18 protein-coding genes and 2 pseudogenes are annotated in these 22,821 nt (G+C 65.9%); 10 read left to right on the forward strand and 10 right to left on the reverse strand.

Annotation, left to right across the window (positions count from 1 at the left end; translation table 11 throughout):
- Nucleotides 1–215, forward strand: a 215-nt coding sequence (locus tag M1B35_RS26325; protein WP_268263513.1) for an alpha/beta fold hydrolase, incomplete at its 5' end; no start/stop codon positions are given.
- A gap of 93 nt (nt 216–308) precedes the next feature.
- Nucleotides 309–1,418, forward strand: coding sequence for an MFS transporter (locus M1B35_RS26330; protein ID WP_268263536.1), 1,110 nt, complete (start codon nt 309–311; stop codon nt 1,416–1,418).
- A gap of 8 nt (nt 1,419–1,426) precedes the next feature.
- Here the strand turns inward: M1B35_RS26330 and M1B35_RS26335 are convergent, their stop codons facing one another.
- Complete coding sequence (locus M1B35_RS26335; protein ID WP_268263514.1) at nt 1,427–2,323, reverse strand: LysR family transcriptional regulator; 897 nt, start codon at nt 2,321–2,323, stop codon at nt 1,427–1,429.
- A 149-nt stretch (nt 2,324–2,472) separates the two neighbouring features.
- Between M1B35_RS26335 and M1B35_RS26340 the strand changes: the two genes are divergently transcribed.
- Nucleotides 2,473–3,246 carry an SDR family NAD(P)-dependent oxidoreductase gene (locus tag M1B35_RS26340; RefSeq protein ID WP_268263515.1) on the forward strand — a complete coding sequence of 258 codons (774 nt, stop codon included), beginning with the start codon at nt 2,473–2,475 and terminating at the stop codon, nt 3,244–3,246.
- A gap of 43 nt (nt 3,247–3,289) precedes the next feature.
- Complete coding sequence (locus tag M1B35_RS26345) at nt 3,290–4,627, forward strand: MFS transporter (protein ID WP_268263516.1); 1,338 nt, start codon at nt 3,290–3,292, stop codon at nt 4,625–4,627.
- Here the strand turns inward: M1B35_RS26345 and M1B35_RS26350 are convergent.
- Together M1B35_RS26350 and yghX are read right to left on the reverse strand one after the other, a co-directional pair.
- A complete protein-coding gene (locus M1B35_RS26350; protein WP_268263537.1) occupies nt 4,615–4,914 on the reverse strand; it encodes a DUF7693 family protein in 300 nt (99 codons plus the stop codon). The two genes, M1B35_RS26345 and M1B35_RS26350, sit on opposite strands and share 13 nt — an antisense overlap.
- A gap of 142 nt (nt 4,915–5,056) precedes the next feature.
- Nucleotides 5,057–5,944: a YghX family hydrolase gene (gene yghX / locus M1B35_RS26355; protein ID WP_123331689.1), complete on the reverse strand. Its 888-nt coding sequence runs from the start codon at nt 5,942–5,944 to the stop codon at nt 5,057–5,059.
- 359 nt (nt 5,945–6,303) lie between these two features.
- Here yghX and M1B35_RS32535 point away from each other — a divergent pair, with 359 nt between their 5' ends.
- Both M1B35_RS32535 and M1B35_RS26365 read left to right on the forward strand, forming a co-directional pair.
- The gene (locus M1B35_RS32535) at nt 6,304–8,289 is read left to right on the forward strand and encodes a methyl-accepting chemotaxis protein (RefSeq protein ID WP_268263517.1); all 1,986 of its coding nucleotides are present in this window, start codon (nt 6,304–6,306) and stop codon (nt 8,287–8,289) included.
- A 17-nt stretch (nt 8,290–8,306) separates the two neighbouring features.
- Complete coding sequence (locus M1B35_RS26365) at nt 8,307–9,227, forward strand: substrate-binding domain-containing protein (protein WP_268263518.1); 921 nt, start codon at nt 8,307–8,309, stop codon at nt 9,225–9,227.
- Nucleotides 9,228–9,282: 55 nt separating this feature from the next.
- Here M1B35_RS26365 and M1B35_RS26370 read toward each other — a convergent pair whose 3' ends face one another.
- Genes M1B35_RS26370 through M1B35_RS26380 form a run of 3 tightly spaced genes read right to left on the reverse strand, consistent with a single transcriptional unit; the run spans nt 9,283 to nt 13,906 of the window.
- On the reverse strand, nt 9,283–10,134 hold the full coding sequence (locus M1B35_RS26370) for a CAP domain-containing protein (RefSeq protein WP_268263519.1): 852 nt from the start codon (nt 10,132–10,134) through the stop codon (nt 9,283–9,285).
- A 53-nt stretch (nt 10,135–10,187) separates the two neighbouring features.
- Nucleotides 10,188–11,663: a sulfatase family protein gene (locus M1B35_RS26375; protein WP_268263520.1), complete on the reverse strand. Its 1,476-nt coding sequence runs from the start codon at nt 11,661–11,663 to the stop codon at nt 10,188–10,190.
- A gap of 26 nt (nt 11,664–11,689) precedes the next feature.
- Nucleotides 11,690–13,906, reverse strand: a complete 2,217-nt coding sequence (locus M1B35_RS26380) for a TonB-dependent receptor (RefSeq protein ID WP_268263521.1) — start codon at nt 13,904–13,906, stop codon at nt 11,690–11,692.
- Nucleotides 13,907–14,143: 237 nt separating this feature from the next.
- Between M1B35_RS26380 and M1B35_RS26385 the strand changes: the two genes are divergently transcribed.
- A complete protein-coding gene (locus tag M1B35_RS26385; protein WP_268263522.1) occupies nt 14,144–15,106 on the forward strand; it encodes a LysR family transcriptional regulator in 963 nt (320 codons plus the stop codon).
- Here the strand turns inward: M1B35_RS26385 and M1B35_RS26390 are convergent.
- Nucleotides 15,087–16,157, reverse strand: coding sequence for an ABC transporter substrate-binding protein (locus M1B35_RS26390; RefSeq protein ID WP_268263523.1), 1,071 nt, complete (start codon nt 16,155–16,157; stop codon nt 15,087–15,089). The two genes, M1B35_RS26385 and M1B35_RS26390, sit on opposite strands and share 20 nt — an antisense overlap.
- Nucleotides 16,154–17,041 carry a TauD/TfdA dioxygenase family protein gene (locus tag M1B35_RS26395; protein WP_123331703.1) on the reverse strand — a complete coding sequence of 296 codons (888 nt, stop codon included), beginning with the start codon at nt 17,039–17,041 and terminating at the stop codon, nt 16,154–16,156. Before M1B35_RS26395 ends, M1B35_RS26390 begins: the two co-directional genes overlap by 4 nt.
- A 283-nt stretch (nt 17,042–17,324) precedes the next feature.
- On the opposite strand from M1B35_RS26395, the pseudogene M1B35_RS26400 reads away from it, so the two are divergent.
- The 3 genes and pseudogenes from M1B35_RS26400 to M1B35_RS26410 all read left to right on the forward strand — a co-directional run bounded on the left by M1B35_RS26400 (nt 17,325) and on the right by M1B35_RS26410 (nt 21,520).
- Nucleotides 17,325–17,866, forward strand: a pseudogene (locus M1B35_RS26400) (sigma-70 family RNA polymerase sigma factor).
- 17 nt (nt 17,867–17,883) lie between these two features.
- A pseudogene (locus M1B35_RS26405) lies at nt 17,884–18,821 on the forward strand (FecR family protein).
- A gap of 200 nt (nt 18,822–19,021) precedes the next feature.
- Nucleotides 19,022–21,520, forward strand: coding sequence for a TonB-dependent siderophore receptor (locus M1B35_RS26410; protein ID WP_268263524.1), 2,499 nt, complete (start codon nt 19,022–19,024; stop codon nt 21,518–21,520).
- A gap of 196 nt (nt 21,521–21,716) precedes the next feature.
- Here the strand turns inward: M1B35_RS26410 and M1B35_RS26415 are convergent, their stop codons facing one another.
- Complete coding sequence (locus M1B35_RS26415; RefSeq protein WP_268263525.1) at nt 21,717–22,097, reverse strand: NTF2 fold immunity protein; 381 nt, start codon at nt 22,095–22,097, stop codon at nt 21,717–21,719.
- A complete protein-coding gene (locus M1B35_RS26420; protein WP_268263526.1) occupies nt 22,097–22,660 on the reverse strand; it encodes an ankyrin repeat domain-containing protein in 564 nt (187 codons plus the stop codon). Before M1B35_RS26420 ends, M1B35_RS26415 begins: the two co-directional genes overlap by 1 nt.
- Nucleotides 22,661–22,821 lie beyond the last annotated feature (161 nt).

Here is a 22,821-nt window from a genome sequence, read left to right on the forward strand (position 1 = left end):
GGCCCGTGCTGGAGACCATCCGGGTTCCGACCTTGATCGTGGTCGGCGAAGACGACGAAATCACCCCCGTTGCCGAGTCCCGGGAAATCCATCGCGGCATCCCCCAGTCAAGGCTGGTGGTGTTGCCGCAATGTGGGCATCTGCCGCCCCTGGAATACCCGGAGTTGACCACCGAACTGTTGCGCCGTTGGCTGAGTGACGAAGCACACGTCTGATGCCTGCAACTCACCCTGTTCCCCCTGACTGATGGCCGTACCTTGAACGAGCAGATTCGATTGCCCGGCGTCGTGGGCATTTCCCTCCTGGGCCTGTTGCAGATTCTGGTCTGGGGCGGGTCGTTCTTCCTGATGGCAGTGATGGCCGAGCCGATCATGGACGAGACCGGCTGGGCCAGCCAGTGGGTGTACGGCGCCCTGTCCCTGAGCATCCTGGTCTCGGCCTTGTTGGCACCGCTGACCAGCCGCCTGATTGCCCGCTACGGCGGTCGACCGGTGCTGGCCAGTAGCGGCCTGGGAGTGGCCATCGGCTTGTTCCTGCTGGCTACTGCCAGCTCGCTGCCGCTGTTTCTGCTGGCCTGGGCCGTCGTCGGGGTCGGCATGGCGCTCGGGCTTTATGAGGCGCTGTTTGCGGCGCTGGGGGCCGCGTATGGGGAGCGGGCGGGCAGTGCGATCACCGGGGTCACCCTGATTTCGGGCTTTGCCACCACCTTGTCCTGGCCAGCCGTGGCCCTGGCCATCGAGCACCTGGGCTGGCGCGACACCTGCCTGGCCTATGGGGTGTTGCTGGTGATGGTGGTGGCCCCGGCGTACTTCTGGGCGCTGCCCCGAGGCGGTGTGCCCCGGGCGAAAAGCAACGTGGCGGTCGAACAGCCGCTGTCCATCGATTCGCGGACCTACCTGCTGCTGACCCTGATCTTTGCCCTGGGCGCAGTGATCATGACCGCCATGTCGGTGCAGTTGGTGTCATTGCTCCAGGGCCAGGGTTATTCCCTGGCGGCGGCCATCGGCCTCAGCGCCTTGCTCGGGCCCAGCCAGGTGGGGTCGCGGGTGCTGCAAGTGTTTGCGCGCAAGCGCCACCCGATCTGGACCACCCTGATCTCGGTGGTCCTGGTAGCCATCGGCCTGGTGTTGGTGGCGGCGGCGCCAGCCCTGACGGCCTTGGGCCTGGTGTTGTATGGCGCCGGCAATGGCCTGCGGGCGATCGTTCGCGGCTTGTTGCCCCTGGCGCTGATGTCGCCGGCCCAGTACGTGCTGTTGATGGGGCGCATGGCGCGGCCGTCGTTGATTGGCCAGGCGCTGACGCCATTGGCCGGCGGCTACCTGGCGCAGACCCTGGGTGCCGGCAGTGTGCTGGCGAGCCTGGGCGGCCTGGCGCTGTTGAATGTGCTGCTGGTGCTGTTGTTGATGCGCCGGGTGTAATACCTGGTTCAACCCTTGGCCGAAGGCGCTGGCAGCAGTTCGTTGATCAGGTTGAACAGGGTGGTTTTGACCGCGCTGTTCAGGTCCGTCCAGGCCAGGCCGGTGGTGGCCTGGTAGGTGCCTAGCTCCAGGGGCCTGGACTGGACATTGGCGGGCAGTGCGCGGCCGGCGTTGGCCGGTAGCAGGCCCACCCCGAGCCCGGCGGACACCAGGGCCAGCATGGTGGTGAATTCCCCCAATTCGGCGGCAATCGGCAGCGGCGCACCCTGGCGGTTCAGGGCCTGCATCAGTTCATCGTAGAAGCCGGGGGCGTAGCGCCGGGCCAGGATAAACAGCGGCACATTCGCCAGGTCCTTGGGGTGCAGTTGGCTGCAGGCTGCCAGGGGATGAGCGTCGGGCAGGGCGACGATGAAGCTTTCCCGCAGCACCTCGCGGGTGTGGATACCGGGGTGGATTGCTGGCAAGCGCATCAGGCCGAAGTCCAGCTGGCCGTTTTTCAAGGCCACGGCTTGGTCCGGGCCGGGCATGTCCTTGAGCTCCAGTTCGATGCGCGGGAAGCGCTGGTGCACGGCGCGGATCAAGGTCGGCAGCAGCTCAGGCAGCACCGACGACACAAACCCCAGACGCACCCGACCAATTTCCCCACGCCCGGACGCCCGGGCCACGTCGGCCGCATGGGCGGCCTGGTGCAGGGTCGCCTGGGCCTCGGGCAAGAAGATCGCGCCCACTTCGGTGAGGGCCACCGAGTGCCGGTTGCGCTCGAACAGGCGCACACCCAGTTCCTCTTCCAACAACTTGATCTGCATGCTCAGGGCCGGTTGCACGATGGCCAGGCGCTGGGCCGCGCGGCCGAAATGCAGCTCCTGGGCCAGGGTGACAAACGAGCGCAGGTGTTTGATTTCCATCCGGGGGCTCCAGGGGGGCAGGGTCTGAAAGCGCTGATCATAGATTTTGATTACCAGATCAGCAATGACGATTGGACGCCGTCCCCGGGCTGCGGTGAAGTGACGGCAAGGCCGGTACAACAATAAGCGGTCGTTTTGCGGAGAACAGCATGTCATTCAACACCAGTAGCTTTCAGCTCCATGGGCGTCGTGCCCTGATCACCGGTTCGTGCCGCGGCATCGGCCTGGAACTGGCCCGGGGCCTGGGCGCCGCCGGGGCCAGTGTGGTGATCAATGATCGCAATGCGGAGAAGGCGCGACGGGTGGCCAGCCAGTTGCGCGACGAAGGGATTGAGACCGCGTTTGCGGTGTTTGACGTCACCGATCGCGAGCAGCTGTTGGACGCCATCAACCGCGTGGAAGCGGACACCGGGCCCATCGACATCCTGGTGAACAATGCTGGCATCCAGCGCCGTGCGCCGCTGGAGGACTTTGCCGCCGAGGACTGGCACGCCCTGATGCGGGTCAACCTCGACGGGGTGTTCCACGTTTCCCAAGTGGTGGCCCGGCACATGATTGCGCGCCGCCGCGGCAAGATCATCAACATCTGCTCGGTCCAGAGCCAACTGGCGCGCCCGACCATCGCTCCGTATGCCGCCTCCAAGGGCGCGGTGAAAATGCTCACCCAGGGCATGTGCGCCGAGTGGGCGCGCCATGGCATCCAGGCCAACGGCCTAGCCCCCGGCTACTTCGCCACCGAGATGAATCAGGCCCTGGTGGACAACCAGGAATTTTCCCAATGGCTGTGCAAACGCACCCCGGCCGGGCGTTGGGGCCGGGTTGAAGAACTGTGCGGCGCGGCAGTGTTCCTGGCGTCGGCCGCCTCCGATTTCATCAACGGTCAGACCCTGTTCGTCGACGGAGGCCTGACCAGCGTCGTTTGAACCCATTGCCCGTACCTGAAAAAAACAACAACAGGGGACACCCATGAGCACTCTCAAACAACCCTCGCCACCACTCGCCGAGTTGGGCGCGTCGCCTGCCCGGCACCGCGCTTCGAACACCGTCGTTAAAGGCTTTGCAAGCAAGCGCTGGCTGTACCTGATTCCGCTGATTTTCATCACCTACAGCCTGGCGTACCTGGACCGCGCCAACTACGGCTTCGCCAGTGCCGCCGGGATCGAGCAGGACCTGGGCATCACCAAGAGCACCTCTTCGCTGATCGGCGCCTTGTTCTTCCTTGGCTACTTTTTCTTCCAGGTGCCGGGGGCGATCTACGCCCAGCGCTACAGCGTGCGCAAACTGGTGTTCTGGAGCCTGATTCTCTGGGGCTTCTGCGCCATGGCCACAGGGCTGGTGACCAACATTCCGATGTTGATGGTGATCCGCGTTTCGCTGGGGATTGTCGAAGCGGCGGTGATGCCGGCAATGCTGATCTTCATCAGCAACTGGTTCACCCGCAAGGAACGCTCCCGGGCCAATACCTTCCTGGTCCTGGGCAACCCGGTCACGGTGCTGTGGATGTCGGTGGTCTCGGGGTACCTGATTCACGCCTGGGGCTGGCGCGAGATGTTTGTCATCGAAGGCGCGCCGGCGGTGCTCTGGGCCTTTGTCTGGTGGCGCCTGGCGCGGGACAAGCCCGAGCAGGTCAGCTGGCTGACCCAGGATGAGAAAGCCCAACTGGCCGCCACCCTGGCCGATGAGCAGAAGGGCATGAAGGTGGTGCGCAATTATCGCCAGGCCTTTACCAGCCCGGTGGTGTTGCAGCTGTGCTGCGTACATGCGCTGTGGAGCATCGGTGTCTACGGTTTCATCATGTGGCTGCCGACCATCATCAAGCAGGCTGCTGCCGCGGACATTGTCACCGTGGGTTGGTTGAGCGCCGTGCCTTATGTGGCCGCCGTCGCCGCCATGCTCGCGGTGTCCTGGGCCTCGGACAAACTCCAGCAACGCAAACACTTTGTCTGGCCGCTGCTGGCGCTGGGCGCCTTGGCGTTCTTCTGTTCCTACCTGCTGGGCTCCAGCCATTTCTGGTTGTCGTTTGCCTTGCTGAGTGTTGCCGGCGCCGCGCTGTACGCACCGTACGGGCCGTTTTTTGCGCTGATTCCGGAAGTCCTGCCGGCCAATGTGTTCGGCGGCGCCATCGGCCTGATTAACGCGTGCGGAGCCTTGGGGGCCTTTGTCGGTTCATGGATCGTCGGCTACCTGATCGGCCTCACGGGCAACCCGGGCGCCGCGTACCTGTTCATGACCGGGGGCGTGTTGGCCTCGGCGCTGCTGATGGCCTGGGTCAAGATCGGGCGCGATGCCCGTCAGCCGGCCTGAGCCAGCCAGCGCTCAAGCTGGGTGCGCTCCCAGGTGCTGAGCAGGCTGACCGGATCGGTGCCATAGCGCTGCCAGGTGTCGAGCGCACCCTCGCGACCTTCCGGGCTGCGGCAGCCCTGGCACAGGTGCAGGTGCTGGCCATCAAAGTCCAGCACCAGGCGCCAGCCTTGCACATCGACCCCCACCCAGCCCTGCTCGCCGGCAGGGCCCAGGTGCAGCATCGGGTGAATACCCAGGGCGGCGTCGCGCAACGTCTGGTAGACCTCGCGGGCAGTGAGCGGCGGCAGTGGCGGCACGAAGGGGGCTCCGGTAAGTCGTTGGGCGTGGTTGGATGAAGGGGGCCGAGGATAAAGCCTCGGCCCGGGTCTGTCAGCGGGGTGCCAGGCGCTCTGTAACTGTACGTGCCCGCTGACATCCCCCTCTTTGCGCTTAAACCAGATACCGCTTGAACCAGGCGATGGTCCGGTCCCACGCCAGGTTGGCGGCTTCTTCATCGTAGCGGGGGGTGGAGTCGTTGTGGAAGCCGTGGTTCACCCCGGGGTAGATGTAGGCTTCGTAGGTTTTGCCGGCGGCTTTGAGCGCTTGTTCGTAGGCGGGCCAGCCTTCGTTGATGCGGGTGTCCAGCTCGCCGTAGTGGATCAGCAACGGCGCCTTGATCCGCGCCACGTCGGCGGCTTCAGGCTGGCGGCCGTAGAAGGGCACGGCGGCCGCCAGTTCCGGATAGGCCACGGCGGCGGCATTGGCCACGCCGCCGCCATAACAGAAGCCGGTGATGCCGACTTTGCCGGTGCTGGCGTCGTGGTGCATCAGCCATTCAATGGCGGCGAAGAAGTCGTTCATCAGTTTTTGCGGGTCGACCTTGGCCTGCAGGTCCCGTCCCTTGTCGTCGTTGCCGGGGTAACCGCCCACCGAACTCAGGCCATCCGGGGCCAGGGCGATGAAACCGGCCTTGGCCACACGCCGGGCGACGTCTTCGATGTAAGGGTTCAGCCCGCGATTTTCATGGGCCACCACCACCGCCGGCAGCTTGCCGCTGGCCTTGGCCGGGCGCACCAGGTAGGCCCGCACCTGCCCGTGGCCTTTGGGCGAGGGGTAGGTGACGTATTCGGCGACGATCTCCGGGTCGGTAAAGGACACTTGTTCGGCCAGGGCGTAGTTCGGGGTCAGCGCCGCCAGGGTGGCACTGGCGGTCAGGCCCACCAGGGTGAAGGCCGCCGCGCGGTCGAGAAACTCCCGCCGGTTGATCTTGCCGTGGGCGTAGTAGTCGTAGAGTTCGAGCAGTTCCGGGGCGAAGTCTTGCGCGGTCAGACGGTCCATCGGGGGGCTTCCTTATCAATCACTCGCGGTATCCCCGGGGCGTTGGGCCTCGAAGGCTGACGAGCACGGCTTGAAGTGGGTTGATTAAAGCAGCCTTTGGCGCCCCGGCAAATGGCCGATTTGCCGAGCGGTGCCGCGCCGGGGCGGCTGGCCGAGGAGTTTTTGGTGCTGGTGACAGCACCTCCGTCGGGCCGGGGAAACGGCCGCCGGGGCAGGGCGAGGAATATTCGCCAGGCGCCTCAAGTCACCCGTTGCCACGCCGATAGCGTATCGAGCTGCCAAACAGTTTCCAGGCTTCGCGTTTCCCCCCGCATGGCCAGTGCTCGGGTCCATGCACAAGAACAATAAAGAGGACAGCCATGACCATTCTTCAGCGAGTGATCGGCGGGTTTGCCGTGTTGGTGCTGTTATTGCTGACCATGGTGGGGATCAGCTATCAAAGCACCCATTCGATCAGCGATCGCTTGACCATCATCACCGGCCAATCAGCGCCGTTGAGCCGGGCCGCCAGTGAGTTGTACGTGCATATCCTGCGGGCCAACCAGGCGTTGCTGGCGATCCTGATCAGCCAGGAACCGGCGCAGATCGATGCCGGCAAGGCGCCGTTCAACGAGAGCCTGGCGCGCTTCAACCAATTGCTCGACAGCATCCCGGCCTACATCGGCGAGCGCCCCGAGCTGCAGGCCAACCTGGCCCAGGAACGCCAGCTCAGCGGCGCCTATGCCGAGCAGGCCCAGGCGCTGATGGCGACCCACCGCCAGCACGTGGCGCAAGTGGCGCTTACCCGGGGCTTGCAGGGCTACAGCAACAGCCAGGGCGCACAGCTGACCGGCTACCTGCGCGATTACATCGCCCGAGAGCGCAACGCCGGGGTGGCGGAGAACGCCGCCGCTGCCGAGAAACTGCTGCTGGAAGTCAACAAATCCTATGACGGCCTGGCCGCCCACGCCGCCACGCCGGACATTGCCACCTTGCAGCGCCTGCTCAACCTGCAGGACGAGGTGATCCGTTCCCGCGCCCAGGCCCTGGTGGCTGTGGACCCGCGTGTGGGGCGCATCGCCGGGGTGATGGTCAACCGCCTGTTGAGCGACCTGACCGCCAGCGATGGCCTGTACCAGGCGTATCGCCAAGAGGCGACCCTGGCCCAGCAGGTGCTGCAACAGCGCCAGGGCGTGGAAAGCCGGCTGCAAGCCACCCTCGACAAAATCGGCGAGTTCGGCGGCCAGTCGCTGGACGTGGCCAACGCCGCCAAGAGCGACGCCGACGCCACCATCAGCACCAGCCGCAACCTGTTGCTGATCGCCTGTGTGCTGGCCGTGCTGGCGGCGGTGGTCATCGGCACCTGGGTCGCGTTCAGCCTGCGCCGGCCCCTGGCGGCGTTCCGCGAGGTGCTCAAGACCCTCACCGGTGGCGACATGCGGGTGCGCTTCGATGTCAGCCGCAAGGATGAATTCGGCGAGCTGGGCGGCTACCTCAACGAGTTGACCCAGGCCCTGCAGAAAACCTTCCGTGAACTGATTGGGTCGGCCGACACCCTGGCCCAGACCGCCAGTGACAATGCCCAGATCAGCGAGCGCACGACCCGGGTGGTGGATGAACAGAAAGACCGCCTGCACTCCGCCGCCTCGGCCATGACCGAGATGGAAAGCACCGTGGAAGAGGTGGCCCGCCGGGCCCAGGACACTCGCAACGCGGTGGATGACACCAGTGACCTGACCCACAAGGTGCAACAGCGCGTGGCCGAGACCATCGTCAACATCCGTCAGCAGGCCGAGCAGGTGAACAAGGCCTCGGCGGTGACCGATGAGTTGCAGAAGTACGGGCAGAACATCGACGGCATCGTCGATGCGATTCGCACCATTGCCGAGCAGACCAACCTGCTGGCCCTCAACGCCGCTATCGAAGCGGCCCGTGCCGGTGAACAGGGCCGGGGGTTTGCCGTGGTCGCCGACGAGGTGCGCTCCCTGGCCAGCCGGACCCAGGCGTCCACCAGCGAGATCCAGGAAATGATCGGCCAGATGCAGGGCAAGATTCATTCGGCGGTGCAAGTGATGAACGAAAGCCAGGTGCAATCCAATCACTGTGTGGCCCTGGCCTCCGGTGCCGACGAACTGTTGGTGGCGATGGGCGAGGCGGTGGGCAGCATCCGCGACATGAACATCCAGATCGCTGCCGCCACCGAGCAGCAAAGCGCCACGGTGCAGGAAACCAGCCGCATGGTCACCCACATCAACGACTCCGCGCAGCAAGCGGCCGATGGCGCCGAGCAGTCCGCCAGCAGCAGCCAGGACCTGTCGCAGATGGCCAAGGTGCAGCGCGAGCTGCTCCATCATTTCAGCGTATGACGCCCGGGAGTTCGAAGATGAAGCATTGGATAACGCGGTCCCTGGGCGCCAGCCTGCTGTTCGCCGGCCTGGCCCAGGCCAGCACCCCGCTGCTGGGGGTGGGCATGGCCAAGTACGACGACAACTTCCAGACCCTGCTGCGCAACGGTGTGCAGCAGCACGCCGCGGTGCTGGAGGCGGATATTTTCATGGAAAACGGCCAGGACAACGCCGAGTTGCAGATGCGTCAGTTCCGCAACCTGGTGGATTCCAAGGTCGATGCCATCGTGGTCGCCATGGTCAACGGCAAGAGCGCCCCGGAGATGCTGCGCCTGGCGGGCGAGGCGAAAATCCCTTTGGTGTTCGTCAACCGCAACCCCGAGCCGCAGACCTGGCCGGCGCGCACGGCCTTTGTCGGGTCCGATGAGCTGGAGTCCGGCACCCTGCAGATGGAGGAGCTGGCTCGCCGCGCCAACTACAAGGGCAACGTGGTGATCCTGGTGGGCGACCCGAGCAACAAGTCGTCATTGATGCGCACCGAAGACGTGGAAAAGGTCGTTGCCAAATACCCGGGCATGAAAGTGGTGCAGAAGACCGTCGCCAACTGGGAACGCAGCCAGGCCGCGACCATCGTCATGGACTGGGTCAAGCAGGGGCTGGACTTTTCGATCATCGCCGCCAACAACGATGAAATGGCGATCGGCGCCATCATGGGCCTGGAAAAGGCTGGCAAGCAGGCCCGCGATTACTGGGTCGGCGGCATCGACGGCACGCCGGACGGGCTGAAGCTGATGGCCGACGGCAAGATGGCGGTGAGCGTGTTCCAGGATGCCGTCGGCCAAGCCAACGGTGCGGTGGAAGTGGCCTTGCGCCTGGCCCGTGGCGAAACCCTGGATTCGCCCCTGCACTGGGTGCCGTTCAAGCTCATCACCCCGGAGAACCGCTTGCAGTTCGAGTGAACCCTGGCAGCGGCGTCGGGCATCCGTAGCCCCGACGCCGCCCAAGGGGCTGGGTTCACTGGGCGCCGAACAGGGTGGTCCAGTAGATGCCGGCGTCGCTTTTCGGGTCCACGGCGTAGGCCGCGCCCAGTTCGCGGAAGCTCGGGTTCATCAGGTTGGCGCAATGCCCGGGGCTGGCCAGCCAGCCGTCCACCACCTTGACTGCGGTGTCTTGCCCGGCGGCGATGTTCTCGCCGATGGCCTGGCCGACATAGCCGGCCAGTTCTGCACGGTCGCCCGGTGTGCCGCCCTGGCGGTCTTTGTGATCGAAATAGTTGTTATTGGCCATGTCCCGGGTATGGGCTTCGGCGGCCGTCGCCAGGTTGGGGTTCCAGGCCAGCGGCGTGGTGGCACCGAAGCTCTGCGGGCCGCACTGGCGCGGTTGGGCGCGGGCACGGTTGATCTGCTCCAAGAGCTTCTGGCCTTCGGCCTGCCAGTCACCCAGGCGTGCCGACAACAGCGGCCGCGCCAGCACCACGCGCCAGTCACGGTCGTTGTGGCTGACGCCGATGTCGATGAATTGCGGGTCCAGCACCACTTGGCAAAAGCTCTCGCGCACGGCCTGCATCGCCGCTTGCGCATCCCGCGGGCCGGAGAGGCTGATGGCCTGCACATTGACCATCGGGTACGCAGCCCGGGCCAGGGCCTGCTGCAGGTCGCCACTGCCGTTGACCGGCAGCACCAGGCGCGGATCGGCGGCCAGGGGCGGCAGCTCCGGCGAGGCCTGGTTGGCGCAGCGTTGCACCTGGCTGCGGTAACTGTTGATCGACTCGATCAGTTGCGATTCCTCGCTGGCCTGGGCCTGGACCGCGCACAGCAGCCCCAGTAGCAAGGCGGCGGGACGCATGATGAATGACAAGACCTGCATGGATATCTCCCGAAAGCGAACTGCGCACATGATGCACGCAGCGTTGCGGGTTTTCACCCTGAACCGGTCGATCCACGGCCCAGGCTGCCGGGGCGGGGCAGGTCCACTGCGGTGAAACGCTCTGATTCCCGGGTGTCGATCAGGTCGGCGGTCGCCACTTGCCAGCGCAGCAGGCGCTCTTGCAAGGCCTGCTCGACCGGCTGATACGCCGCTTGCCCGGCCAGGTTGTGCAGTTCATGGGGGTCGCTGGCGCGGTGGTACAGCTCGGCCGGTTCGTACAGGCGCCAGACATAGGTCCAGGTGCGGTCGCGCAGGGCCACCACTTTGCCCACCGACTCTGGTCGCTGATGCTGCAAGCGGCTTTTCAGGTCGTAGGGGTAGGCGCCGCGCTCCAGCAGGTCCGACTCTTCACGGCAAAAACCGCCTTCGCTGAAGACTTCTTCACGGTGGGGTGTGTGCGGTTCTCGCAGGCAGGCGGCAAAGCTGCGGCCGAAGTGCGCGTGCCCGGCTTCGATGCCTGCCAGTTCCAGCAGGGTCGGGAAGACATCGAGCAGTTCCACCAGCGCTTCGCTGCGTTCGCCCTGGGCCAGGCCCGGCCCGGCGATCAGCAGGGGCGTGCGCACCAGGCACTCTTCCACCCCGGCAGGCCACTTTTCCACCAGGCCGTAATCCCCCAGGTATTCGCCGTGGTCGGAGAAGAAGCAGCGGTACAGCGGGCGATGGGCGTGGTGTTGGTCCAGTTGCGCCTGCAAGCGGCCCAGGTGCTGGTCGAGGCGGCTGATCATGCCGTAGTACACCGCGCGGATTTCCTGCCAGTCTTCGGTTTGCAGCTGCTGCCAGCCGTGCAGTTGGGCCAGCTCGGCGCGAAAGTCCGGCGGGCGGCCGCTGCCCTGGCGGGGTGCGGGCATCTGCGCCCGCGGGTACATCGAGTACCAGGGCTGGGCCACGGCAAACGGCGGGTGCGGCGCCAGCAACGGCACATAGAGCACCCAGGGTTCCGGCGGCGCACTGGCCAGCCAGGCTTCGGCGGTGCGGATCACCGCCTCGTCGAAATCCACCTGCTGCGCCGGCCGTTCGCCTTCGTAGTGGGCCCGCGCCAGGCTGCCCGGCGCGCTGGGCTCGCGGTGCCTGAAAAAGTCCCGCAGGTCGTTGAGCCCGGGGTCGGCAAAGCCGTGTTCATGGACCGAGGTTTCGGCGGCGCCGCGGGCGAAGGTGTCACCCCGCGCCCCGGCATGGACCACGTGATAGCCCTGGTCCTTGAAGGTGCGCAGGAAGTTCGGTTCCTCCGGCGCCAGCAGGTATTGCAGGCTGCGGTGGCCGCTGACATGGGGGTAGCGCCCGGACAGGAACGACACCCGGGACGGCGAGCAGACGCTGTGCTGGGTGAACGCTTCGGCGAAACGCACGCCTTCGGCCGCCAGGCGGTCCAGGTACGGCGTCTGCACCGGGCTTTCGGGGTTGAAGCCGGGCAGGCAGTCGACGCGCAACTGGTCGGCGACGATGACGATGAGATTGGGACGCTGGGGCATGACGGGCTCCTGGCAGAGACGGGCGATCAGAAATCCTTGCGGACCTGGATCCCGAAGTAGCGTTGATCGTCCCGTGGCACCACGCGGTTGATCGCGTTGCTGCCGCTGTTGAGCATCGGCGCGTAAGAGCGGTCGCCGAGGTTGCGGCCCAGCAGCGCCACGCGCCAACCCTGGCTGTAGTCGGCCAGGGCCACGCTGGCGTTCCAGATGCCATAGGCGCCCTGGCGGGTGTTGAGGTTCTGGTCGAGGCTGTACTGCACTTCGCTCTGCCAGTTGTAGTCAGTGGACAGTTCCACATCCAGGCCATTGTCCAGGGGGATGCTGTAGTCGGCCCGCACGTAGCTTTTCCAGTCCGGGGCAAAGGGCAGGGGCTTGCCATTGATCGAGCAACTGGCGGCTGCGGCGGCCGGGCAATTGAACTCCTCGATGCGTGCATGGGTGTAGGCCAGGGCGCCGGACAGCTTGAGCTGGCGAGTGGCCTGGAACGCGTAGTCCAGCTCCACGCCCTGGGTACGCACGGAGCCGGCGTTGATCAGACGCGTTACCGGTGAGCCACCCACCAAGTCGTAGAAGTTGGCCTGGTAGTTGTCGTAGTCGGTGCGAAACAGCGCCAGGTTGGCGGTCAGGCGTTTATTGAAGGCGCTGCTTTTCAGGCCGATTTCGTAGGCGTTGGAGGTTTCCGGATCCAGGGCCTCGGTGTCCGCGGCATACATCTGGAAGTAGACGTTATAGGCCGGCCCCTTGTAGCCCCGGGAATAGGTGACGTAGCCGGTCAGGTCATCGCTGAAATCATGTTGCAGGCCCAGGCGCCCGGACAGGCCGTTGTCGCTGTGCTCGCCGGAGGAGGCGAACGAGGGGCGCATCGAACGCAGGGTGACTGCCGAGGTGGAGACCCGTTCATGGTCGTACTCGACCTGGTCGTGGGTGGCCCGCAGGCCGATGATCGCGCGCCAGTCCTCGGTGAAGTTCAGGGTGCTCTCGCCGAACAGCGCGTAGCTGTTGTTGGTGGCGCTGAACTTGCCCCAGGCGCTGTTGAGCACACCGTTGTTCACCAGTTGCCGGCGGTAGCCCTCGTTGGACTGGCCGTGGAACAGGTAGGCCCCGGCCACGTATTCGAGGAACTGGCCACTGGGGGAGGCGATGCGCAGCTCCTGGCTGTACTGGTCGTAGTCGACCTTGCCGGCATCGTGCAGGGCGTCCTGGGGCAGGCCGGCGAGGCCGTCCTGATCCTGGTACTGGCGGTTGTCCCAGCCGCGCCAGGCGGTGATCGAGGTCAGGGTGTGGCTGCCCAGGGTCCAGTCCGCCTGGGCCGAGAGGCCTTTGTGGATGTCGTTGGACCAGGTCTTGAAATCGTTCTCCACGCTGCGGTTTTCCCGGTCGATCGGTGCCGGGAAGTTGTTGGCGAAACGCTCGGTGCTGGCTTTGATCGCCACACCGCTGGGGGTGGTGTTGTCGCCGTCGCTGTAATCGCCGATCAGGGTCAGCCGAAAGTCTTCGTTGGGCTTGAACTGCAATTTGCCGCGCACGCCCTGGGTGCTGTAGCCGTTGACCCGGTGGCCGTTGTATTCGTTGGTGACGTTGCCGTCATAGTCGCCCCACAGGGTGCTCAGGGAGCCTTTGAGGGTGTCGCTGAGGGTGCCGCCGATGCCGAAGCGAGTGCGGTTTTCATTGCCCTTGCCGAAGTGTGAGTAATCGACGTAGCCGTGGGTCTCGTCGCTGATGTCGCGGCTGATGACGTTCAGCACCCCGGCCGAGGCATTGCGCCCGAACAGCGTGCCCTGGGGGCCGCGCAGCACTTCGATGCGTTCCACTTCCATCAGGTCCAGGGTGGCCTGGCCCGGGCGCCCGTAGACCACGCCGTCGATCACCGTGGCAACGCTGGGCTCGACCCCTGGCGAGGTGGAAATGGTCCCGACACCGCGCACGAACAGGGAAGAGTCCTTGCTCGACGCGGCAGGGCGGTAGTTCAGGGTCGGCACTCGCTGGACGATGCTAGCGACGTTGTTGCGGTTCTCCCGCTCCAGCTGTTCGCCGTCCACCACCGACACCGCGACCGGCACTTGTTGCAGTGAGGCTTCGCGGCGGGTGGCGGTGACGGTCACGGTTTTCAGCGCGGTGTCGTTACTGGGCTGGGCGCTGCTGGTGGAGCTATCGGCCGCATGGGCCGCAGGTGCGGCCAGCAACAGGGCAAGGGCATTCAGGGCGGTCAGGGACTGCCACGGTCGGCAAGGCTTCGGGTTCATGTTCAAGCTCATTCTTGCAGGTCATTCTGGCCGTCCTGGTAGTGGTGGCGGAGCAAGGCAAGCAGACGCTGTGGGGTGAATTAGGTTATGTGTTTTTGGTCTTTCCACTGGCGTGCATGACCACTGGATAATGCCGCCGCCAGGTTTGCGGCGGTCGATCGCGAGCCTTTGTATCAATGCGTGCTGCCCCTGAGAAATTCCTTAGGCGCATCGCGCTCATGACTAAAAGGTCTGAGCATGGATTTACGGCAGCTGCGGCATTTCATGGCCTTGGCCACTCACTTGAATTTCACCCGCGCTGCGGACATTGCCTGCATCACCCAGTCGGCGTTCAGCCGCAGCATCCAGGGCCTGGAAAGCGAGCTGGGCTGTGCCCTGGTGGAGCGCAGCAGTCGCGGCGTGGTGCTCACGGCCAAGGGCGAGGCGCTGCGGGTGCGCGCTGCACGGCTGCTGGAAGATGCCAGCAACCTGCGCGATGAGATCGGCGCGGGGGAGCCCGAGGACGCGGCCCTGCAGCTGCGTTTCGGCTCCGGGCCCCTGGTCACCGCGCGCCTGGTGCCCGAGGCGCTTGGGCGTTTTCTCACGCGCTTCCCCAAGGCCGAAGTGGACCTGCGGGTAGAGAAACCCTCGAACCTGCTGGCCTTGCTGGACGAGGGCGAGATCAGTTTCCTGGTGGCCGACCTGCGCCATATGGAAATCGGCACCCGGCACCTGGTGCGGCCCTTGCGCTTTCGCCGTTTTGGCGTGTTTTGCCGCGCCGGGCACCCGCTGGTGGAGGAGGCGCAATTGGCGTTCGCGCGCCTGGGTCATTACCCCAAGGTCGCCTCGATGCTGCCGTGCGAGTTGCGTGCAGTGCTCTGCGGGTTGTGGGGGCGTGACGGCGCGGCGCTGAACATGGAGACCTCCTACAACGACCTGTTGCCGAAGATCGTCGCCAGCTCCGACAGCCTCGGCGTGGCCCCCCTGGAAATGATCGAACCCTTGCTGGAGAGCGGGCACTTTCGCCTGCTGCGTTGCAGCGACGCGCCGCCGTTGTTCCTCGACGGCGGCGCGTGCCTGGGGATTGTCCAGCGTTCCGAGCAGCCCCTGAGCGAGGCGGCCCGCTGCATGATCGACGCCCTGCTGGACGCTGATGACAGCCTCTCCGACGAGTTGGTGGACGCGCCGGCGTACAGCCTGATCAACCAGCTGGCGCTGTAGCCCGGCCCTGGCTGTCGTAGTCCGGCCAGGTGCCTTGCAACTGCTGGCGGCGCAGGGCCTGTTCGACGAACTGCGGGGCGAACCAGTCCTTGACCTCGAAGCTGCGGCGAATCAGGCGCAGTGCCTTGGCCTGCTCGATGCTCTGGCTGAAGCTGGTGCTGAGGAAGGCGTCGAGCCGGGGTGAAAAGCGAAAGTCCAGGTCGGCCCCCGCGGCCTCTTCCCGGGCCAGTGCAGCCGGGATGCCGCTGGCCTGTTCCTGCTGCACCAGGTACTGCTCGTAATGCTCGGGCACCTTGAGCCAGGCGGCGTTGCTCACCAGCACGTCCACCAGGGTCTGGGTCGCTTCGGGGTAGCGCTGGATAAACCCCTGGCTGGCCACCAGGCCGCTCTGGGTGGTGGCCAGTAACGGCATCGACTGGGTGCTCAAGGGCACTTCGATGCCTTGGCTGCGCAGGGTCAGCAGGTTGTAGTTGGACCAGGTGGCGTCGATCTGCCCGGCCACCAGCGCGGCCATGGCGGCGGTCCAGTCGAGGTTGATGATCTTCAGGTCTTTTTCGCTGAGCCCGGCATTGGCCAGTACGCGGCCGAACGACAGCTGGTCGGCGGTGCCACGGTACAGGGCCACGCGCTTACCCTTGAGGTCCTGGATCTGGCGGATACCGGCTTGCGGGGTGCTGGCAAGGAACAGGTGAGTGCCCCGTGAGCCCAGCAGCAGGCGCGTGTCCAGGCCGCTGGCGCGACCGATGATTGCGGCCAGGTCGCCGAGGGCGGCGAAGTCCAACTGGCCGTTGGCAAAGGCTTCATTGATGGCCGGCCCGGCGCCGCGAAAGAAATGCCATTCCACCCGGGTGCCTTGCTGGGCGAACGCCTGCTCCAGTTGCTGGCGCTGGTGGGCAACCCCCAGCAGCCCGGGGGCGTAAGGCTTGGCCCGGGTGCTGAGGTCCGGCACGCCGATGCGGATCACTTCCGGGACAGATTGCGCCAGGGCCACCTGGGCCCCCAGCAGCAGGCCCAGGGCCAGGGCGACGATCCCCCTTGCTCGGCCGATCATGGCTGGGCCTGCGTCAGTGAAGGGTTCGGGCCCCAAGGGCGTTGTTCTTCCAGCACGGCGGCGCGACGCACTCGGCGCACCTGGGGGAAGTAGTCCGACACCGCCAGATGCTGGGTGCTGCGGTTGTCCCAGATTGCCGCGCACTGGGCCTGCCAGCGCCAGCGCACCTGGAATGCCGGGTTCTCCAGGTGGCGAAACAGCAACTGCAACAGCGCCTGGGATTCCAGCGGGCTCAAGCCGACGATATGGGAGGTGAACGCCTGGTTGACGAACAGCGAGCGTCGCCCGGATATCGGGTGCACCCGTACCACGGGGTGCCGAGTGGGGGCGGGCAACCTGGCCAGGCGTTGCAGCAGGTCCGGCTGTTCGATGGCCCCGGGGTAACCCATGGCCGGCAGCACGCTGTGCATGGCTTCCAGGCCTTCCAGCAACTGGCGCAGGGGCGCCGACAAGGCCTCGAATGCCGCCTCGTTGTCGACCCACAGGGTGTCGCCGCCCACTTCGGGAATCGTCTCGGCATGCAGCACGCCGTATTTGAGCGGGCGCTCGGCGAAGGTCACGTCGGCGTGCCAGGTGTCGTTGGCGCCTTTGCGCGACGGGTCGTAGTTGAACACCACCAGCTCGTTGACCTCCTGGTGGGCTTCAAAGGTCGGGTGCACATGCAACTCGCCGAGGCGTGCGGCGAAGTCGCGCTGTTGCGCGGCGCTCCAGTGTTGCTGGGGAAAGAACAGCACCTTGTGCTGCACCAGGCTGGCTTCCAGTTGGGCCAGTTGCCGGTCGTCGATGCTGTGCAGTTGCAAGCCGTCGATCCTGCCCCCCAGGTGCGGGGTCAGGCGCTCGATGGTCCAGGGCGGGGTCAGGGGCTGGGCGGCGTGGGCGGGCATGGCTTACCTCGAATCGATAAAAGACGGTGAGGGTCGCGACTCTAACCAGCGGCCTGGCGGGGCGGCCAATGCGTTGCAGGTCTGGCGGCTATGCAGCGGCTGCCGGTGCAGTGGCTGCCAGTGCAGCGGTTGACGATGCAACGGGCGATTCAGCGAATGCCCACGACCGGCTGGCAGGGCTGTGACGAGCCGCCGCATCCGAGGAGCGGTGCTTGCTCGGGGGCGGTTTTACTGGCATCTTTCGCGCGATTGGTAATCTTTCCCATTTGAGAAGCGCTTGCGCATGCATGACTTTCCGGCCTCCGAGCAGCTTGTTCGTCGCCAGCAAACCCTGACCGAGCTCTACAGCGACCACCATTCGTGGCTGCACAACTGGCTGCGGAAAAAACTCGGTTGCTCGCAACGGGCGGCGGACTTGGCCCATGACGCCTTCATGCGTGTGCTGACCCTGGCCGAGCCGCAGAACATCAAGGAGCCCCGGGCGTTCCTGGCGACCACGGCGGGGCGCTTGCTGATCGACGGCGCGCGCGACGGCGGATCGAAGAGGCCTACCTGCAGGCCCTGGCCATCCATGTCAGTGACGCCGGCATGCCCGACCCGGAAGCCATCCACGTGGCCCTCGAAGCCCTGGAAAAGATTGCCGTGATGCTCGCCGGGTTGCCTGCCAAGACCCGCGAAGCCTTTTTGCTCAGCCGCCTCGACGGCCTGACCTACAGCGAAATCGCCAGCCAATTGCAGGTCTCCGCGGGCACCGTGAAGAACTACATCAGCAGCGCTCTGGTGCATTGCTACCACGCCTTGCACGGGGCGGACCCCGCGGCATGACCCCACCTTCACCGACCATGATCAACGAAGCCGCGCAGTGGCTGACCCGCCTCCACGATGAGCAGGTCACAGAGGCCGATCGCGCGGCGTGTGCGGCCTGGTGCCAGGCGGATCCGCGCCATGCCCTGGCCATGGAACGCATGGGGGCCTTGTGGGGCAGTCTCGATGAGCTGCCGGCGGCCCCGGCGCGTCGGGCCCTGAACCAGGCCTTTGCCGGCCGCGCTCGCGGATGGGCGGGCGTGGCGGCCAAGCCGCGGCCTTGCTTGGGGTGTTGCTGTGCGGCTGGATGGGCCTGGAGCAGTGGCCGCTGTGGCTCGCCGACCAGCGCACCGCCGTGGGCGAACGCCGCGAAGTGGTGCTGGCCGACGGCAGCCAGGTGCAGCTCAACAGCGATTCGGCAGTGGACGTGAAGTTCGACGGCCGCCAGCGGGTCGTCGAGCTGTTGCGCGGCGAGTTGTGGGTGGAGGTGGCCAAGGACGCCCAGCGGCCGTTCGTGGTGCAGACCGACCAGGGCACCGCCACCGCCCTGGGCACGCGCTTCCTGGTGCGGCGTGCCGAGGACGGCGCCACGGTGGTCAGCGTGCTGGAGTCGGTGGTGGCGGCCAAGCCTGCCAGCGCCGCGCCAGAGGACGCGGTCAAGGTCAGCGCCGGGCACAGCACCCGCTTCAAGGATGGCCGGGTACAGCCGGTGCAGGCCCTTGGCAATGAAGATCCGGCGGCCTGGACCCGGGGCCTGCTCAAGGTCGACGACCGGCCGCTGAGCGAGGTGCTGCGCGCCCTGGCCGGGTATCGCCATGGCCTGCTGCGCTTTGACGAACAGGCCTTGCAGGGGCTGCGGGTGTCGGGGGTGTTCCGCCTCGACGATACCGATGCCGCGCTGGCTGCCCTGGCCGACAACCTACCGATCAAGGTCGACTACTTCACCGGTTTGCTGGTGGTGGTCAAGCCGCTGTAACCCCTCCTGCGGCCAGCCCGAAAAGGGCTGGCCGTGCATTTTCCAACCCTTGCGCAGATCGGATGAAGCGCTTCGTCCCGGCGTCGTTGCAGCGGGTTGATGCACGCCCACGACTTTTTAATGAGTCTCGATCTCATTCGTTACCCGATTTTCCGACATGGCCGTCATGGTTAATAAACCCCCATTGCACAGGATTACCCATGTCTCGCCTTGCTCGTCCCTTGCACCCACTGGCCATGGCCGTGGTGATGGCGTTTGTCGCCGTGCCCCTGCATGCCGCCGAACCTTTGGCAGCGGCTGTCGAAGCCAATGCCACGCGGCTGTTTTCGATCCCGGCCGGGGATTTGAGCCAGGCCCTCAATGGCCTGGCCGAGCAGGGCGAGTTAGTGCTGGCCTTTGATCCGGCGCTGACCCGGGGCAAGACCAGCAACGGCCTCCATGGCCACTTCAGTACAGCCCAGGCCCTGGCCCAGTTGCTTCAGGGCAGTGGCCTGCAGGCCCTGGCGCTGTCGGCCACGCGTTACCGCATCGAGCCCGCGCCGGTGCCGGTGGATGGCACGGTGGAGTTGCAAGCCACCAGCATCAACGCCGCCTATGCCAGTGAAAGCCCCACCGGCCCGGTGGCCGGTTACGTGGCCACCCGCAGCTTGTCGGCGACCAAGACCGACACCGCCCTCAACGAAACCCCGCAGTCGATCTCGGTGGTCACCCGCGACCAGATGCGTGCCCAGGGGGCCGAGAACCTCAACCAGATCCTGCGCTACAGCGCAGCGGTGATCCCCGAGACCCGTGGTTCCACCGCCTCGCGCCTGGACATGCTGACCATTCGCGGTTTCTCCCCGGCGGTGTACCTGGACGGTATGCGCATGCCCGACAACCGCGACGCCGCGCCGCAAAAGGATGCCTTCGACCTGGAGCGGGTCGAGGTCCTGCGCGGCCCGGCCTCGGTGCTCTATGGCCAGGGCAGCCCCAGCGGCGTGGTCAACATGACCAGCAAGCGCCCCCTGGACACACCGCTCCATGAAGTGGGTGTGGAATACGGCACCTTCGACAAGAAGCGCACCACCTTCGACTTCAGCGGTCCGCTGGACGATGAGGGGATCTACGGTTATCGCCTGGCCGGCCTGTTCGACGATGCCGACGGGCAACTGGAACACACCGAGACCCGGCGCCAGTCCCTGTCCTCGGCCTTCACCTGGCGCCCGGACGACGACACCTCGCTGACCTTGCTGGGGAGTTTCCAGAAGGACCCCAAGGGCGGTTCCTACGGTTCCACCCCGGCCTGGGGCTCGGCGGTGCGTAACCCCAACGGGCGCAAGATCGACGTGGACTTCTACGACGGCGAGCAAGACTTCGAGAAAAGCGACCGCCAGTACTATTCCCTCGGCTACCTGTTCGAACACCGCCTCAACGATGTCTGGACCCTGCGCCAGAACGCGCGTTACCTGCGCAGCGAAGGGCTGTACCGGAGTATCTACAACGGCAGCCTGCAAGCCGACTACCGCACCTCCAACCGCTACACCATCGCCAGCGATGTGAACCTCGACGCCTACACCCTGGATAACCAGGCCCAGGCCAAGTTCGACACCGGGCCGCTGCAGCACACCTTGCTGATCGGTGCCGATTACCAGAACACCACCACCGACACCAAGGTCGGCTATGGCTCGGGCCCGTCCCTGGATATTTTCGACCCGGTGTACAACGCACCGGTCACCGCCCCGGCCTATAGCAGCAAGAGCACCCAGCGCGACGAGCAAAAGGGCCTGTACCTGCAAGAGCAGGTGAAGTGGGACCAGTGGGTGTTGTTGCTGGGCGGGCGGTACGACTGGGCCAGCAGCGACATCAGCACCCTGGACCTGACCTCTTCGACCAAAAGCAAAAGCGCCCAGGACAGCGAAGCCTTCACCGGCCGCGTCGGGCTGGTCTACCTGTTCGACAACGGCCTGGCGCCGTACATCAGCTACTCGGAGTCGTTTGAGCCGCAGACGGGCACCGGCTACGGCAGTTCGCTGTTCAAGCCCACCGAGGGCACCCAGTACGAAGTGGGCATCAAGTACCAGCCGCCGGGCAGCAACAGCTTTATCAGTGCGGCGGTCTTCGACTTGCGCCAGAGCAACGTGCCGACCCTGGACCCGGACGTGACCCACGTGTGTGACGGCGGCCGTTGCCAGGTGCAGCGAGGCGAAGTGCGTTCTCGCGGTTTTGAGCTCGAAGGCAAGGCCAGCCTCAACGATAACCTGGACATCACCGGTGCCTACGCCTACCTCGACAACCGGGTGACCAAGTCCACCAGCGTGGTGAATTACACCCCTGGCGTGGATGGCGTGGCCAACGGTCCGGACCTGCCGGCCAAGGGCACCACCACCTATGGCGTGCCTCGGCACACGGCCTCGCTGTGGGCCGACTACACCTTGCACGACGGTGCGTTCAAGGGCTTTGGCGTGGGCGGCGGCGCCCGTTATGTCGGCTCGTCCTGGGGCGACTCGGCGAACACCATGAAGGTGGCGGGCTACACCCTGTTCGATGCGGCCGTGCATTACGACATCCCGGGGATTGTCAGCCTCAAGGACAACCTGCGCCTGGCCTTGAACGCCAGCAACCTGGCGAACAAGGAGTACGTGGCGTCCTGCTATGACTACTACTGGTGCTGGTACGGTTCGCAACGCACCGTGCAGGCCAGCGCCACCTATCGCTGGTAAGCCAGCGACGATGGCGAAGGTGGGCGAGGCTGAAGGTCGGCCCTCGCTCACCTGGGCTGAAGACGATTTCAGTCGATGTCAGGCGGCTGGGCCGCAGCGCTCCAGGCGGCAAAACGGGCGTCGATCAACGGCGCCAGGCGTTCGTGGGGGGCTGCTGCCCTGACTCTGTGGAATGTCGCAGGGCGGCGGCCACGGGCTAGAGGATGCCCGATCGCCATGTGTCAGTGCCGGCCATGCGGCGTTTGACGCTGTCAATGCGCCACACTCCGGCGCTGCACTTGACCACGAACCGATGCTCATACTGCACGCCGCCCCGTTCCCGCGAATCGCGGATCAGCACCTCGCTGCGGGTGCCGGACAGCGGCTCGCAGCCCAGCAACAGGTCGCTGGGGGCATAAGTGGTGGGAACGCCATAACTCTGATGCTGATAGGCGCGCGGGCGCGGGGTGCAGTAGCGGGCGACGATCTGTTGCTGTTGCGCCCAGAAGTCCGGGGGCGTGTGATGCTCCGGGTCGGCGGCGCTCAGGGCATTGCCTTGGTGTTCCCAGGCGTGCATCGCCAGGGTGTAGGCGCGCACTACCTGCACCGGGTCGCTGGTGGCCTCGGCGGCGGTGTCGGGCCAGGCCAGGGTCGGCGGGCGTTCAACTGCGGGCGGGCCCCGGCGCCAGCCTGTTCCAGGCGCTGCATGATCGTCTCGTGGCCCTTGTCCCGAGCCAGGGCCCAGGCGTTCTGTTGCTTGAAGTCCAGCAAGCGGCCATCGGCCCCGGCCTGCAGCAGTTGCTCCAGCGCCTCGGCCTGACCGGCCTGGGCGGCGCACATCAGCGGCGTGCGCCTGAGTTCGGGGGAGGCCAGGTCAAGGTCGGCACCGCGCTCGATCAGCAACTGCACCAAGGCCACGTCACCCTCGTGCGCGGCCCAGGCCAGGGCGCTGTAGCCCAGGGCCTTGCACTGCCGGTCGATCTGCGCACCGCGATCCAGCAACGCCGTCACCAGCGCCGGGTGCCCGGCGAGGGTGGCGAACAGCAAGGCGCTGCGGCCCGTGCCTTTGTGGGTCCATTCGATATCCGCCCCGGCGTCCAGCAGACGCAGCAGGTCGGGGAGATTTCCGTTCTCGGCGGCTTTGGCCAGCAGGTGGGACAAGGTCGGTTCGCTCGTTCAGGTGAAAGAGGCAGGGGCGCTGTATCAGCGTTTGTGGCGGCCGATGGTACACGCCCGGCGCCAGGGATGACCACGCCGGCAGACGGGCCCAAGGCTCCGAGGATGTTCGCGCCCGTGCAGTCAAGGCCAGGCCGCATAGGCTA

Source organism: Pseudomonas morbosilactucae (genome assembly GCF_023241665.1).
Taxonomy (GTDB): Bacteria; Pseudomonadota; Gammaproteobacteria; order Pseudomonadales; family Pseudomonadaceae; genus Aquipseudomonas; species Aquipseudomonas morbosilactucae.

What these genes read in the sequence shown, in the direction of transcription:
- M1B35_RS26335 (WP_268263514.1), bottom strand. Translation starts at nt 2,323, where the DNA reads ATGGAAATCAAACACCTGCGCTCGTTTGTCACCCTGGCCCAGGAGCTG.
- M1B35_RS26340 (WP_268263515.1), top strand. Translation starts at nt 2,473, where the DNA reads ATGTCATTCAACACCAGTAGCTTTCAGCTCCATGGGCGTCGTGCCCTG.
- M1B35_RS26345 (WP_268263516.1), top strand. Translation starts at nt 3,290, where the DNA reads ATGAGCACTCTCAAACAACCCTCGCCACCACTCGCCGAGTTGGGCGCG.
- yghX (WP_123331689.1), bottom strand. Translation starts at nt 5,944, where the DNA reads ATGGACCGTCTGACCGCGCAAGACTTCGCCCCGGAACTGCTCGAACTC.
- M1B35_RS32535 (WP_268263517.1), top strand. Translation starts at nt 6,304, where the DNA reads ATGACCATTCTTCAGCGAGTGATCGGCGGGTTTGCCGTGTTGGTGCTG.
- M1B35_RS26365 (WP_268263518.1), top strand. Translation starts at nt 8,307, where the DNA reads ATGAAGCATTGGATAACGCGGTCCCTGGGCGCCAGCCTGCTGTTCGCC.
- M1B35_RS26370 (WP_268263519.1), bottom strand. Translation starts at nt 10,134, where the DNA reads ATGCAGGTCTTGTCATTCATCATGCGTCCCGCCGCCTTGCTACTGGGG.
- M1B35_RS26375 (WP_268263520.1), bottom strand. Translation starts at nt 11,663, where the DNA reads ATGCCCCAGCGTCCCAATCTCATCGTCATCGTCGCCGACCAGTTGCGC.
- M1B35_RS26380 (WP_268263521.1), bottom strand. Translation starts at nt 13,906, where the DNA reads ATGAACCCGAAGCCTTGCCGACCGTGGCAGTCCCTGACCGCCCTGAAT.
- M1B35_RS26385 (WP_268263522.1), top strand. Translation starts at nt 14,144, where the DNA reads ATGGATTTACGGCAGCTGCGGCATTTCATGGCCTTGGCCACTCACTTG.
- M1B35_RS26390 (WP_268263523.1), bottom strand. Translation starts at nt 16,157, where the DNA reads ATGATCGGCCGAGCAAGGGGGATCGTCGCCCTGGCCCTGGGCCTGCTG.
- M1B35_RS26395 (WP_123331703.1), bottom strand. Translation starts at nt 17,041, where the DNA reads ATGCCCGCCCACGCCGCCCAGCCCCTGACCCCGCCCTGGACCATCGAG.
- M1B35_RS26410 (WP_268263524.1), top strand. Translation starts at nt 19,022, where the DNA reads ATGTCTCGCCTTGCTCGTCCCTTGCACCCACTGGCCATGGCCGTGGTG.